The sequence below is a fragment of the Pseudoalteromonas sp. CuT4-3 genome (assembly GCF_035666335.1).
Taxonomy (GTDB): Bacteria; Pseudomonadota; Gammaproteobacteria; order Enterobacterales; family Alteromonadaceae; genus Pseudoalteromonas; species Pseudoalteromonas atlantica.
Genome location: NZ_CP142032.1, coordinates 51,654 through 65,436 on the forward strand (window position 1 = coordinate 51,654; position 13,783 = coordinate 65,436).

11 protein-coding genes are annotated in these 13,783 nt (G+C 42.2%); 5 read left to right on the top strand and 6 right to left on the bottom strand.

Annotation, left to right across the window (positions count from 1 at the left end; all coding sequences use genetic code 11):
- Positions 1-6: 6 nt before the first annotated feature.
- Positions 7-417, bottom strand: coding sequence for a hypothetical protein (locus VOI46_RS20685; RefSeq protein WP_004589556.1), 411 nt, complete (start codon positions 415-417; stop codon positions 7-9).
- A gap of 192 nt (positions 418-609) precedes the next feature.
- Here VOI46_RS20685 and uvrA point away from each other — a divergent pair, with 192 nt between their 5' ends.
- Positions 610-3,171, top strand: coding sequence for an excinuclease ABC subunit UvrA (gene uvrA, locus VOI46_RS20690; protein ID WP_004589555.1), 2,562 nt, complete (start codon positions 610-612; stop codon positions 3,169-3,171).
- On the opposite strand, the gene VOI46_RS20695 is transcribed toward uvrA, so the two are convergent.
- The 3 genes from VOI46_RS20695 to VOI46_RS20705 all read right to left on the bottom strand — a co-directional run bounded on the left by VOI46_RS20695 (position 3,168) and on the right by VOI46_RS20705 (position 6,884).
- Complete coding sequence (locus tag VOI46_RS20695) at positions 3,168-3,659, bottom strand: DUF2798 domain-containing protein (RefSeq protein ID WP_004589554.1); 492 nt, start codon at positions 3,657-3,659, stop codon at positions 3,168-3,170. The genes uvrA and VOI46_RS20695 overlap by 4 nt on opposite strands.
- A gap of 76 nt (positions 3,660-3,735) precedes the next feature.
- Complete coding sequence (locus tag VOI46_RS20700) at positions 3,736-4,353, bottom strand: LysE family translocator (protein WP_004589553.1); 618 nt, start codon at positions 4,351-4,353, stop codon at positions 3,736-3,738.
- 68 nt (positions 4,354-4,421) lie between these two features.
- Entirely contained in the window at positions 4,422-6,884 is a 2,463-nt protein-coding gene (locus VOI46_RS20705; RefSeq protein WP_282338606.1) for a prolyl oligopeptidase family serine peptidase, read from the bottom strand.
- 165 nt (positions 6,885-7,049) lie between these two features.
- Here VOI46_RS20705 and VOI46_RS20710 point away from each other — a divergent pair, with 165 nt between their 5' ends.
- From VOI46_RS20710 to VOI46_RS20720, 3 genes are all read left to right on the top strand, one after another.
- Positions 7,050-8,027 (top strand): LacI family DNA-binding transcriptional regulator, encoded by a 978-nt coding sequence (locus tag VOI46_RS20710; RefSeq protein WP_004589551.1) that lies wholly within the window; start codon positions 7,050-7,052, stop codon positions 8,025-8,027.
- The gene (locus tag VOI46_RS20715) at positions 8,027-9,256 is read left to right on the top strand and encodes a glycosyltransferase (RefSeq protein WP_004589550.1); all 1,230 of its coding nucleotides are present in this window, start codon (positions 8,027-8,029) and stop codon (positions 9,254-9,256) included. The genes VOI46_RS20710 and VOI46_RS20715 overlap by 1 nt, the downstream gene beginning before the upstream one ends.
- Before the next feature lie 107 nt (positions 9,257-9,363).
- Positions 9,364-10,590: a threonine/serine exporter family protein gene (locus VOI46_RS20720; RefSeq protein WP_004589549.1), complete on the top strand. Its 1,227-nt coding sequence runs from the start codon at positions 9,364-9,366 to the stop codon at positions 10,588-10,590.
- A 56-nt stretch (positions 10,591-10,646) separates the two neighbouring features.
- On the opposite strand, the gene VOI46_RS20725 is transcribed toward VOI46_RS20720, so the two are convergent.
- Together VOI46_RS20725 and VOI46_RS20730 are read right to left on the bottom strand one after the other, a co-directional pair.
- Positions 10,647-11,705 carry an alcohol dehydrogenase family protein gene (locus tag VOI46_RS20725; RefSeq protein ID WP_004589548.1) on the bottom strand — a complete coding sequence of 353 codons (1,059 nt, stop codon included), beginning with the start codon at positions 11,703-11,705 and terminating at the stop codon, positions 10,647-10,649.
- 11 nt (positions 11,706-11,716) lie between these two features.
- The gene (locus VOI46_RS20730) at positions 11,717-12,223 is read right to left on the bottom strand and encodes a TetR/AcrR family transcriptional regulator (RefSeq protein WP_039972541.1); all 507 of its coding nucleotides are present in this window, start codon (positions 12,221-12,223) and stop codon (positions 11,717-11,719) included.
- A 560-nt stretch (positions 12,224-12,783) separates the two neighbouring features.
- Between VOI46_RS20730 and VOI46_RS20735 the strand changes: the two genes are divergently transcribed.
- Entirely contained in the window at positions 12,784-13,782 is a 999-nt protein-coding gene (locus tag VOI46_RS20735) for an IS30 family transposase (protein ID WP_324738298.1), read from the top strand.
- The last annotated feature ends 1 nt before the right edge of the window (position 13,783 follow it).

Sequence of the window (13,783 nt, forward strand, 5' to 3'; positions counted from 1 at the left end):
AACATGTTACTGATCATTACTGGTATACACACTTAAAATAGGAAACGTATGCTCAGCAAACGATACCGTTACCGACTGTGTTTGATTGCCTTTAAAGCCTAATTTAAATTCACTTGGTGTTAGCCTGCTGCCATCTGCAAACAGCGCTAACACGTGTTCTTGATTAAGCTCTCGCTTGCCAGAGGCTAAATTAGTAAGGGTTATAACCGCCCAACGCTCTCCTATTTCGTTGCTCATAAGTACATAGTTTGCAATAGAAAAGTCAGACTTTTTAGGCGTTATATTATTATCGTTTGGAAACGATAAGTGCATGCTATTTGGTATGGCTCGGTCAACGTTTAGTACATTATTTTGCGCTGCACACACATTGGCGCAAAGTACTAATAAAAATAAAAAGCTAACGACAATTTTTGCCACAATTAAACGTCCTTTTAAATTTAGATGCTTTAATACTTGATTGAAATTTATACTCGCAGTTTTTACCTATTATGTAAACACTCTATTAAACGCTCAGTAAACTAACTAAGCGCTCATTCAGTGACGCCCCATTAGTATTAATACTTTGCGGCACGTTAATAAACACATGGTTATTAAACAGGAGTAAATTACATGGCAACCACACCTAAAAATTCACATGAGGTTAGTAAAGCGCAATCGGCTTTATTAAACCCTGAGCACAGCATTCAAGTACGAGGCGCGCGTGTTCATAACTTAAAAAATGTGGATGTAAACTTGCCCCGTAATTCACTTGTTGTTTTTACTGGTATATCGGGCTCGGGTAAATCATCGCTCGCCTTTGGAACATTATTTGCCGAATCACAGCATCGTTATCTTGATTCGGTATCGCCTTATGCGCGCAGATTAATAGACCAAGTAGATGAGCCCGATGTAGATTCGATTGAAGGGCTGCCACCCGCGGTAGCATTACAACAACAGCGTGGGGCACCCTCGGTACGCTCATCGGTGGGTAGCGTAACCACTATTTCTAACGCGCTGCGAATGCTTTACTCGCGCGCGGGCGAATACCCTAAAGGGCAAGGTATACTGTATGCCGATGCTTTTTCGCCAAATACGCCACAAGGTGCCTGCCCAGAGTGCCACGGTATTGGCCGCGTATTTAACGTAACCGAAGAGCTGTTAGTGCCCGACCCGACTAAATCAATTAAAGAGCGCGCCATTGCAGCATGGCCGCCAGCTTGGCAAGGTAAAAACCTAAGCCGTATTCTTACCTCGTTAGGTTACGATATTAATAAACCGTGGAATACCCTGCCTAAAAAAGCCCGTGATTGGATTTTGTTTACCGACGACACGCCCACAGTGCCCGTGTTTCCCCAGTACACGCTTGAGCAAACCCAAGCGGCTATTAAAAATGAAGAAAGCCCCAGCTACATGGGTACATTTATAAGTGCTAAACGCTTTGTTTTACAATCATTTGCGAGCACTCAAAGTCCGCGCACTAAAAAGCGCGTATCGCAGTATATGCAAATATCACAATGCCCACAGTGCGAAGGAAAAAAACTTAAAAAAGAGTCGTTATCGGTTAAAGTAGCAGGCCTTGATATAGGTGAAATTTCGCAGTTAACACTTGGCGAACTGGCAGAAAAACTAAGCATTGCTGCCAATAACCCCGCTAAAAGTAACGCAGCCAACCCCGAAAAAGCCATTGTGGCAAAGCGCATCACAAGCGACATTATTAAACGCGTAGAAGCACTCACTAAGCTTGGTTTAGGGTATTTATCGCTTGAGCGTACTACGCCATCGTTATCAGCCGGGGAATTACAACGCTTGCGGCTTGCAACGCAAATTCGCTCAAAATTATTTGGTGTTGTGTATGTGCTAGATGAACCTTCGGCAGGTTTACACCCAGCCGATACGCAAGCACTTTTAAGCGCCCTAGATGAGCTAATAGCGGCTGGTAACTCAGTATTTGTGGTGGAGCACAATACAAGTGTAATTCGCCACGCCAATTGGGTCGTTGATGTAGGGCCAAATGCGGGTTCGCATGGCGGTAATATTGTTTACAGCGGCCCAGTTGAAGGCTTAGAGCAAGTGAGCAACTCACATACAAGTCAGTATCTTTTTAAACATAACAATAACGCAAAGCCAAATCATCAAACACAACGTACGCCAGCAGCCTGGCTTAAGCTAAGTGGTATTGAGCGCAACAATTTACACAACATCAGTGCCGAATTTCCGCTTGGAGTTATTACAAGTGTTACGGGGGTTTCTGGCTCAGGTAAATCAAGCTTAGTAAGCCAAGCCTTAGTCGAGCTTATTCAAGATGCTTTAGGACAAAAAACGCCGCCGCCAATGCCTACCGATGAAGCCGACTTGCTTGATCAAGAACTCCAAACACCAACCCATGGCAAAATAACCGAGGGCCTTGAGCATATAAAGCGCCTAATAACGGTTGATCAAAAAGCCATTGGTCGCACGCCTCGCTCAAACCTTGCTACTTACACTGGTTTGTTCGATCACGTACGTAAATTGTTTGCCAATACCAAAGAGGCAAAAGCGCGTAAATACGATGCAGGTCGTTTTTCGTTTAATGTGAAAAAAGGCCGTTGCGACAACTGCGAAGGCGTAGGCTTTGTAAGCGTGGAGCTGTTATTTTTACCTAGCGTGTATTCGCCTTGCCCTGTGTGTAACGCCAAGCGCTACAACCAAAAAACACTCGACATTACCTACAAAGATAAAACCATTGCCGATGTGCTTAATTTAACGGTGGAGTCAGCGCATACATTTTTTGCCGATGAACCCGCTATTTTACGTGCGCTAAATGCGCTCTTACAAGTAGGCCTTGGCTATTTACGTTTAGGGCAACCGGCTACTGAGCTTTCGGGCGGAGAGGCCCAGCGCATTAAACTTGCCACAGAGCTGCAACGTGCGCAGCGCGGCGATACGCTGTATATTTTAGATGAACCAACCACCGGCCTACACCCAAAAGATGTAGCCATGTTGATGACGCAGTTAAATGGCTTAGTTGATGCGGGCAACACCGTTATTATGGTTGAGCACGATATGCAAGTAGCCAGTAACAGCGATTGGGTTATTGATATTGGCCCAGGAGCCGGGGACGAAGGTGGCTTAATTGTTGCTCAAGGTAAACCTGAAGATGTGGCTCAATCTAAGCATAGCCGCACGTCAACGTTTTTAAAAAGCGCAATTTAGCTTTTTAAAAATCGCTCTAATTTAGGTTTTACAGTAACCGACATAACAAGCATTAATGTTAAACCAATGGGTAGCGCGGCTAATAGCCCCTCTACCCACGCGGTATAAAATAAGCGCATATTGGCAAAACCTATATTGTTAGTAGCGGTTACAAACGCCATTAGCGACTCCATGGTAAGCGCCATAAAAACACTAATCACTAAATTACGTTTTAGCTCACTTGCTTTTGGTAATAACTTAGCCACCAAGGTATTCATAAGGGCTGTCATTGCTAACCCCACAGGAGCCATAACCAACACCGCACTTAAAAACGAGGTAAACCAATCTATATAAAAATGCTCAGTTATACCTACATTTGTGTAAGTCATAATGCCTGTTAAGCTGCCGCCTACAAAAACAATAATACTTACCATCACCATTATTTTATAAATGATCGGTGTTTTTTTAGGCTCTACGAGCGCAGAATTTACTAAAGTAGGCGTATTCATTAAACAGGTATTTCTCTTAAAATAGATGACAAAATCAACCATATCAAATTAATTGATAATATCAACTGTTATTTAATTACCCTAATGCCAGCCATATGCCTACTAGCACCATAAGGCTGCCTGCAATTCGGTTCATCCATTTTATATTATCGCCACGGCTTAAAAATAAACGTAGGCTTTTACCGCCTGTGGCGTACGCTAACATGCAGATAAATTCGCTTATCATAATAACTAAAACAAGCACTAACAGTTGCGGGGCGAGTGCGTGTTCAACGCTAATAAATGGCGGTAGTAAAGAGATCATAAACGCCCAGCCCTTTGGGTTAGCAATGGCAGTCACAAAGCCTTGCGTAAATAGCGACTGGCGGCTTACATCACTTGGGCTATGTGTATCAATCGACATTTTACTTTTTGCGCGCCACATATTTATACCTATATAAATTAAGTATGCACCGCCTACCCATTTTAAAATATCGAACGCATTAGGGTAATTTAGCATTACGCTTGCAACACCTAATACCGCAGCAATAGCAACACTTGCGACCCCTAACAGCTCACCTATCATCATCCATAATGTGCGCCTTACACCTATGCTCATACCTAATGTCATGGCAAGGGTCATACACATACCCGGTGTAATAGATACAAAAAAGAAGGTAGGAATAAAAACGGCAAGCGCTGCAACATCAATCATTTTTTCTCTCTATATTAAAAGCAAAAAACGCGGCTAAAGTAGCCGCGCTATTGGTTACCTATTATCTACTATTGTTCAGTACTTGCCACTGGCTGAGTAATGACCTCTACTGGCTTTGCGGTATCACTCAATAAATACTTATCTAGCCATTGCTCTTGTTCCCACAGTACGTGTAATAAGCTTTTACGAGCGCGGTAACCGTGGGCTTCGTAAGGAAGCATAACTAAGCGAGCGTCTTTACCTAAGCCTTTTAGGGCGGCGTACATGCGCTCACTTTGCATTGGGAAAGTTCCAGAATTAGGATCTTCTTGACCGTGGATCATTAGCATTGGCTCGTCAATTTTTTCAGCATGGAAAAACGGCGACATGTTTGCGTACACACTTTGTGCTTGCCAAAAATCACGCTCTTCACCCTGAAAACCAAACGGCGTTAGGGTACGGTTGTAAGCACCACTGCGAGCAATACCGGTTTTAAATAAATCACTATGCGCTAATAGGTTTGCCACCATAAATGCACCGTACGAGTGCCCTGCTATAGCAATGTTGTTTTTATCGGCAATGCCTTTTTTAACCAGCACATCAACCGCAGCTTGCGCACTTGAAACTAGCTGCTTTCTAAAGTTATCGTTTGGCTCGCTGCCATCAATACCTACAATAGGCATTTTAGGGTCGTCAAATACGGCAATACCTTTAGCAAGGTAAGGCATAGGGCCCCAATAACCAATGTAAGTAAATTCGTATGGCGATTCGCGCACTTGTGATGCTACGGCTTTATCTTTGTATTCAAGTGGGTACGCCCACATAAGTACGGGTAACGGGCCTTGGGTTACATCGTAACCTGGCGGTAAATAAAGCGTGCCAGAAAGCTCCACCCCGTCATCACGTTTGTAACGTAACTGCTCTTTTGTAACCCCTTTAAATGCTGGGTACGGATGAGCAAAGTTAGTAAGCTGCGTAAGAGTATCGTTATCTAAATCACGAATAAAAAAGTTAGGTTGCTCGGTTTTAGACTCTCGCACAGTTATAAAGCGCTTGCCTTCGTCGTCAAGCAATGCACGAACACGCTCGTAGTATGGCGCTTGTGATTGCCATAAACGCTTGCTGCTATTCGTTTTTACATCGTACTGGTCTAAAAACGGAATATTACCTTGCTCAGACGCGCCGTTACCGCGCAGATACATATAACGCCCGCCAACAATTTTAATAACGTTGGCGCCTAAATCGTTACGCTCGTATATAAAGCTACCTGGGTTTTTATACGCATCGTTATAGCTTCGCTCAGAAAAAAGCACACGGTTTTTATCTGCATTGCGTGGCTGAATAACATACGTACGCACTTGGCGGTCGCTAAAGCGCCAGTCGCTAAGCATGGCAATATTTTGATTGCCCCAGACTATACCAGCATAGCGGCGCTCTACTTTAGCAAACAGCTTAGGCTCGCGTTTAAACGGCGCGCGTAGGCTGTAAATATAATCATGGTGCTTAACATCGGTTTTCATGTCGCCGCCATCTTGCGCTTCGGCCCAAATAACTTCTGCGCCTTGATCCGCGCGCCATTCAAAATCGCGGCGGCCGGTACGAACACTGTCATAGCCTTGTGGAATGTTATCGGCAAGCGGTTGTTTTACAAGTTCGGCTAATGCGTAACCGCGCATTCCCCATATTTGCCAAGTGCTGGCAAAACGGCTGTACGGTACTTGATACGAAAACGGCTCGTTTATCGCAGCAACTAATATATTGGTTGAATCTGGCGATACCGAAAACGATTTAAATAATGCAGGGCTGCCAATGGCTTGTGTATTGCCATCAAGCGTTACGTAAGCTAATTGCCCTTGGCCGTAAAATTTAAACTGTGCTTCGTCAAACGGGCTGGTTAATAAGTTTTGATAAGTACGCGCTGGGGCTTTTTCGCCTGTGCTTTGCTGTATAACAGGCACTACATTTTGACTGCTGTTTTTTAACGCGGGTTTACCTATATTAACCGCTAAATTTGCAACCAGTGCGCTGCTATCGGGCAGCCATTGGTAAGGCGTAGCGGTAATAACCGAGTTAAGCGCTGCATTTGAGAGCATTTTAGCTTGCTTTGTCTCTACACTGTAAAGCCATAAATTTGCTTGGTTTTGTTGCTCTACAACAAACGCTAAATATTTACTGTTAGATGACCATTTAGGCGAGCGAATAATACCGTTTGGTAAATAATTAATATTAATAACGGTGCCGCTTTGCACATGCTTAAGCTCAAGCGCGCTGTATTTAGCGCTAACACGCGAGCGTGAAAAGTTAGCAGGGTTTAGCTTTATACCCGCAAGTTTAAGCTCATCTTTAGCAAGCTCGTCAAGCGTCTCTACGCGCTTACGCTCAAATAAAGCAAGCCATTGGCCATCGCTCGATAAAAAACTAGTGGGTGCTAATTTGGCATCTACCACAGCGGCTAGCTCAGGCGAAGGTGTTTGATAACCTTGCTCAGCATAGCTGTTTGGCATTATTACAACACAACAAATAAAGGCAACTAACAGCCTAAATGCGTTCATGTATTTATCCTTTTGTTATTTTTAAGATTATAAAAGTTATATAAACATGTTTTGCTCTGTTCATAAAGTATTAAGCTTTAAATTACAGGGCTAAAAGATGACTTAAACGCATTATATACGCTACACTACGCAGCTATTTACTCACTACTGCGCGCTTAAAATACCATGCCTAACAAAGCTAAATCGGTCACTATTTTTGATGTTGCTCACCGTGCGGGGGTGTCTAAATCGACCGTATCGCTAGTGCTTACGCACAGTAATAAAGTAGCCGATAAAAGCAAACAAAAAGTGTTACAAGCCATAGATGAGCTAGGTTATGTGTATAATCGCGATGCAGCGGCTATGCGCTCTGGGCGCTCTAATTTAGTAGTTGTAGTAATTGACGATTTAACAAACCCGCTTATGGCATTGCTTGCTAAAAATATTGAGCAGGCATTAAGCGAGGCTTTTTTTCAGGCCATTATTGTTAGTAGTAACAACTGCGTAGAGCGCCAAACGCAGCTAATAAATAATTTAAAAGAATACAAAGTGGCTGCATTTATAATTTGCCCTGTGGCTAGTACCTGTGCGCAGTGGCTCGACAACCTTGCTACTGCCTACAATGTTATTAGCCTAATGCACGAAGTACCTTACAGCTCAGCCCCGTGTGTTTTACCCGACTACACTAAAGCAAGCCATGTAGTAACACTGCAGCTAATAAATGATTCGCCTAAAAACATACTGTTTGTGGGTGATGAAAGCTTATCTGCACAAGGTTTATTAAGTGGCTTTAATAGCGCGTGTAAAAAACACAATATAACCCCTGAGCCAGCTATTACGTGCACAAAAAGCACCCCATTACATGCTAAGCAAATATTTAGTAGCACATTACTTAATAATCCGAGTATTGACGCGGTTGTATGCGCTAATAATATAATTGCGCATGGTGTTTTAGCCGCCGCCCCGCATTTAAAAAACAATATAGTAAGCTGCTTACATATTCCTGATATTACCGAAATTCAACCTCGCTTTACTTGCGCCAATATAAACACGCAAGAGCTTGCTAAGCGCAGTATTTTAGTGCTGCAAGAACAACTTCAAACAAACACTGCACCAGTAAAAACACTGGTAAATGTAAACCTACAAATTAGAGAAACACCGTAATGAAAAAAGTGCTGGTAATTGGTTACGTATGGCCAGAGCCAAATTCGTCTGCTGCGGGTACGCACATGATGTCGTTATTAAACGCGTTTAAAGCGCAAAATTGGCAAGTAGAATTTGCCACCCCAGCACAACGCACCGAGCACATGGTAAACCTAGATCACTTTGGTATAACCAGTCAAAGCATTGCCTTAAACTGCGAAAGTTTTGATGAGTACGTTAAAGCGTACAACCCAGACATAGTGATGTTTGACCGCTTTATGATGGAAGAGCAATTTGGCTGGCGTGTAGATAAACATTGCCCCAATGCCATAAAAATACTCGATACCGAAGATTTACAATGCCTACGTAATGCTCGCCACGAAGCGCACAAAGGCGAGCGAGAATTTACCACCAGCGATTTACATTCAGACATAGCAAAACGCGAAATAGCCGCAATATTGCGCTGCGACCTAAGCTTAATTATTTCAAGCTTTGAAATGCAATTACTTAGTAGTGTATTTAACGTAGAAGCCAGTTTATTACATCATCTCCCTTTTATGGTCGATTTAACCGCTTTACCTGCGCAAACAAACTCGTTTGAACAACGTGAGCACTTTATGACCATAGGTAACTTTAGACACGCCCCCAACTGGGATGCCGTGCTGTACTTACAAAAAATATGGCCGCTTATTCGCAAGCAATTACCAAAAGCAGAACTGCATATTTATGGCTCTTACCCGCCACCAAAAGCAACAGCACTTAATAACCCTAAAACCGGTTTTTTAATAAAAGGCTGGGCCGAAAACGCCTATGAGGTAATGCAAAGCGCACGCGTATGTTTAGCCCCACTTCGTTTTGGCGCAGGTATAAAAGGCAAGCTGCTAGAAGCAATGATAATGCAAACCCCCAGTGTAACTACCAATATAGGCAGTGAGGGCATGCACAACGAACTACCATGGCCTGGTAAAGTGGCTAATAATACCGACGACTTTGCAAATGCAGCCGTTGAGCTTTACAACAATCAAGCCGGTTTTACACACGCGCAGCAAGCTGGCAATACGCTACTTAATACCTTGTACGACAAAGTAAAATTAAGCGCGGCGTTAATTAATAAAATTGACTCTATAAGCAACGATTTAAAAGCGCATAGGGAAAAAAACTTCACCGGACAAATGTTAAAACACCATACTATGCGCAGTACGCAATATATGGCGCAATGGATTGCTGAAAAAAATAAAAAATTAGATTAAAAATGACTAGACTCCTACAGATTTGTGTTTAAAATCGCGCCCATTACAAATGGGCGTTTTAGCCTATACTTTTAGCTAATTTATTTACACACTGGTCCATACAAGATTTGAAAACTGCAACCTTTACTGAAAAACGCAAATTTATCGTTAAATTAGGTAAAATGCTTCATAAGTACGGCACCCCAGCGTACCGCCTAGAAGCACACTTAATGGAAGTGGCCACTTACTTAGGACTTAAATCGTCTTTTGTTATGTCGCCAACTTCGGTAACGTTTGTAATTTGGACTGATGGCCACGAAGACGAATACACCCACGTGGCACGCGTAGACCCAGGCGATCACGACTTAGGCTCACTTGCCGACACCGACGACTTAGTTAATCAAATGCTCGACGACAAGCTCACCTTACAACAGGTTGATGCTCAGCTTGATGCCATTTACGACATGCCAAACCCGTACAATAAATTTGTTACCGGTATTGCTTTTGCAACATCGGGGGGGGCATTTGCCATGCTAATGGGTACCAGCTGGACAGACGTTATTTGGTCTGCGTTGCTTACTTTAGTGGTGTATGTGTTTGTACTGTGGTCGGGGCGCTCAAAACGGGTTGCTCACATGCTTGAGCCCCTTGTTGCTATAGTATCGGCAGTGCTGGCTTGTGCAATAAGTGTGTATATTTCGCCCGATATAAATATACGGTTAGTCGTGCTTTCAGCCATTATTGTATTTATACCTGGTTTAGCGCTAGCGCTTGGTTTAGCAGAGCTTGCCGCTAGACATTTAGTGTCGGGTACGGCGCGGGTTATGGACTCGTTTATGCTGTTATTTAAACTGTACTTTGGCGCCTTTATTGGCATAGGCATTGGCTTTGCCATATTTGGCCAAACCGATTTTGTACAGCCCGAGCCACTACCGCGCTGGACTGCGTGGCTGGCTATATTTTTACTTTGTAGCAGCTTAATAGTGATATTTAGAACCAAACTTAAACATGCTGGATGGTCAATCGCATCTGGTTTTATAGCCTATGGCACAAGTATTGGTTCGGCTATGTACCTTGACTACACGTTAGGCACGTTTGTGGGTGCGCTTTCGGTTGGAGTGTTTAGTAACTTATTTAACCGCGTTGCAAATGCGCCAGCTTCCATTGTTGCCATGCAAGGCTTAATTGTACTGGTACCCGGCAGTAAAACGTATATTGGCTTAAACTCGCTTATTGAAGGCCAAGACTTTGTTTATGCCGAGCATATAGGCCAGCAAACGTTTTTAATCTTTATGTCGCTTGTAGCAGGGCTAATATTTGCAAACGTAGCTTTACCGCCTAAAAAAAGCTTATAAGCTTGTTACCATTTAAAAGCCCGTTTACTTTGTAACGGGCTTTGTTGTTTAACGCGCTATTCGCTATGAGGGATGGTGAGTACAATTTTTCCTAAGTGTTGTTTTTGTGCAAACACTTTTTGCGCCGTAACAATTTCGTTCAATGGGAATGTTTGCGCCACAATAGGCTTTATTTTTTCTTGTTCAATAAAGTTAACTAAACTTTTAAATACCTCAGGCTCTATAACTGTACAGCCAAAAAAAGTTAAATCTTTTAAGTACAAAGTACGTATATCAAGCTCTACTAATGCCCCGCCAATAGCGCCCGACACCGCATAACGCCCCTTTGGTTTTAATACCTCCAGCAGTGCAGGCCATTGCTCGCCGGCAACAAGGTCAATGACTACATCCACACTGTTTTTACCTAAGGCTTGAATTAAATCATCTTCACGAAATATAACTTTATCGGCACCTAACTCTTCAAGCTGCTGCGCCTTACTTTTACTCGTAATGGCAATAACAAAAGCGCCACGTGCTTTAGCTAATTGCACCGCCGCTGAACCAACACCACCAGAAGCGCCTGTAATTAAAACGGTTTGCCCTTGCTGTGGGTTTGAGCGAAACAGCATGTTTTCGGCCGTAGAATATGAGCACGGAAAAGAGGCCAGCTCTTCATCACTATAGTTACTATTGATTTTATAAGCGTGAATAGAGTCAACGCGGGTAAACTGTGCAAAGCCACCATCACACTCAGAGCCAAAATACCATGGCGATTTAAGCGTTTCGCCATTAGCTTTAATTAAACATGGCTCAACAATAACGCGCTCACCAATACGGCTTTGATCTACGTTTTTACCAACAGCCACAATTACGCCGCATACATCTGCCCCTTGAATACGAGGAAAAACAAACGCATCACCAGACCAACTTGCATCGTCTTTACTGCTTTGTTTTTTAGCGTACCACGCCGTGCGGGTATTAAGATCTGTGTTATTAACACCTGCCGCCATAACTTTTATAAGTACATCGGTTTGTGCAAGCGCTGGCAACGGTAAGTTAGTTGCATACTTTAATACATCAAAATCGCCATGTTCGGTAAGCTGTACAGCGTGCATTGTGCTAGGTAAATTTGCCATTGGTTGCTCCATTATATTAATTTAAGAATACTGTTTTTTGCTGATGTAACCGCCTCATCGCCCATAACTGGCCACGCACTCGACACTCCTTCGTGCAGCAAAAACAAGCTACTGGCCAACGATGAATTTAAACCTTGCTCACCTAGCAGTTTTTTTACGTCATTTTTATGTGTTTGCACCGCAAGGCTAATAGCTTCATCTTCAGGGAACGCCGACAACGCATTAATAGATAAACAGCCATTAGGCGCAAATTGCACCATCCACGCTTTTAGTTGATCAAACATGTGCAAAACCGCCTCAACTCCCGGAGCAGGTGCATCTTTAAGTAAAAAATTAATATAGCGATTATGGCGGTACTCAAGCGCAGCAATGATCATTGCCTGCTTTGACGGGTAATATTTATAAAGGGTGCGCAAACTAACGCCACTGAGTTTTTGCAGCTTAGCCACACTAGGCTCAGCAAAGCCATGTTGACTAAAGGCCACCTCAAGTGCAGCAGCTATATCTTGTTTTAGCATAGTGTTTAACCCATGTAGAATGAATGCTCTACCCAACATGGTAGAGCATTCATTCTACATGTCAACCAATACAGATTTATACAAAATAATAACTTTGACACCCATTATTAATTAACAGGCTAGAAAAGCCCAGTAATAACTACGACACCCATTATTAATTAACAGGCTAGAAAAGCCCTAGAGTCCAAAATATATGAAGATATTTATAGATATGGCACCCCTTTAATCTTTATTAGTCATAATAAAGCCATAAATAAGACACCCACTTTAATTATTTATAAATTAACAATGTAGTAAGAAATATTTGGTTGGATTTATATGTTGATTTGAGATGTTGAGTGGTAATAATAACTTTGACACCCATCATAAATTAACAGGCTAGGAAAGCCCTAGAGTCCAAAATATATGAGGATAGTGATAGATATGGCATCCCTTTAATCTTTCTTAGTCGTAATAAAGCCATAACTATGACACCCACTCTAATTATTTATAAATTAACAAGCCAGATTCAAGGTCGAAGTGCACCACCTTTACTAAACTATAAGTTCAGGAGGTGTGCCATGGGTACCCAATATTCACATTTATCTAACTTTGAACGTTGTCGTTTATTTGAGTGGTATCATTACCAAAAAAAATCAATACGTGAGGTGAGCCGATTACTAAATCGCTCACATAGCACTATTAGCCGAGAGCTAAAGCGTAATAAATATGATTATTACGTACCAACTTATTACCCTCATCCAGCTCAAATGTATTATGAAGTAAGGGTAAGGGAGAGAGCTAAGCGAGTTAAGCGAGTTAAGCTTAAGTCTGTTGAAGCTCAACGCTATGTGGCAGATAAACTCAAACTTGGGTGGAGTCCTGAGATCATAGCTGGACGAATAAAATTTGATAAAACCTTACCCAGCGTATCTCACGAGGCCATTTATCAATATATATACAAGAATGAAACATCACTTATTGTATATTTAGCTAGGCAGCATAAAAAGCGTAAGAAAAAATATCCAACCCGTAAAACGAAAACAGTTTGGGGTCAAAGATGTAGTATTTTAGACAGACCAGATGACATTAATCTCAGAAAAAACGTTGGGCATTGGGAAAGTGACTCTGTTGAATCTAGCGACAGAAAATGTGCGCTGAATGTGTTACTTGAACGAGTTTCTAGAGTGTGTCACATCACTAAATTATCATCTAAAAAAGCTCTAGCGACATCGAATGCAATATGTAAAAAACTATCTATTTACCCACCAAGCTCTTGTTTATCGATAACTTATGACAATGGCTCTGAAAATACGGAGTTTAAAAAAGTAGAAGCCATTTTGAAAAATAAATCTTATTTTTGTGAGCCTTATCACAGTTGGGAAAAAGGTGCTGTAGAGCAAATAAATGGGTTAATTAGAAGGTATTATCCGAAGAAAACAAACTTTAGCAAAGTAAGCCATCAGCAATTAAAAAAGGTAGAGGAGCAACTAAATAATCGCCCTAGAAAATGTTTAGGATTTAAAACACCAAATGAAGTCTATAATGAATTAGGTGGTGCACTTCCAATTAGAATCTAGG

Bases quoted from the DNA above. Each gene is read 5' to 3' on its own strand.
- uvrA (WP_004589555.1), top strand. From the start codon at position 610: ATGGCAACCACACCTAAAAATTCACATGAGGTTAGTAAAGCGCAATCG.
- VOI46_RS20695 (WP_004589554.1), bottom strand. From the start codon at position 3,659: ATGAATACGCCTACTTTAGTAAATTCTGCGCTCGTAGAGCCTAAAAAA.
- VOI46_RS20700 (WP_004589553.1), bottom strand. From the start codon at position 4,353: ATGATTGATGTTGCAGCGCTTGCCGTTTTTATTCCTACCTTCTTTTTT.
- VOI46_RS20705 (WP_282338606.1), bottom strand. From the start codon at position 6,884: ATGAACGCATTTAGGCTGTTAGTTGCCTTTATTTGTTGTGTTGTAATA.
- VOI46_RS20710 (WP_004589551.1), top strand. From the start codon at position 7,050: ATGCCTAACAAAGCTAAATCGGTCACTATTTTTGATGTTGCTCACCGT.
- VOI46_RS20715 (WP_004589550.1), top strand. From the start codon at position 8,027: ATGAAAAAAGTGCTGGTAATTGGTTACGTATGGCCAGAGCCAAATTCG.
- VOI46_RS20725 (WP_004589548.1), bottom strand. From the start codon at position 11,705: ATGGCAAATTTACCTAGCACAATGCACGCTGTACAGCTTACCGAACAT.
- VOI46_RS20730 (WP_039972541.1), bottom strand. From the start codon at position 12,223: ATGCTAAAACAAGATATAGCTGCTGCACTTGAGGTGGCCTTTAGTCAA.
- VOI46_RS20735 (WP_324738298.1), top strand. From the start codon at position 12,784: ATGGGTACCCAATATTCACATTTATCTAACTTTGAACGTTGTCGTTTA.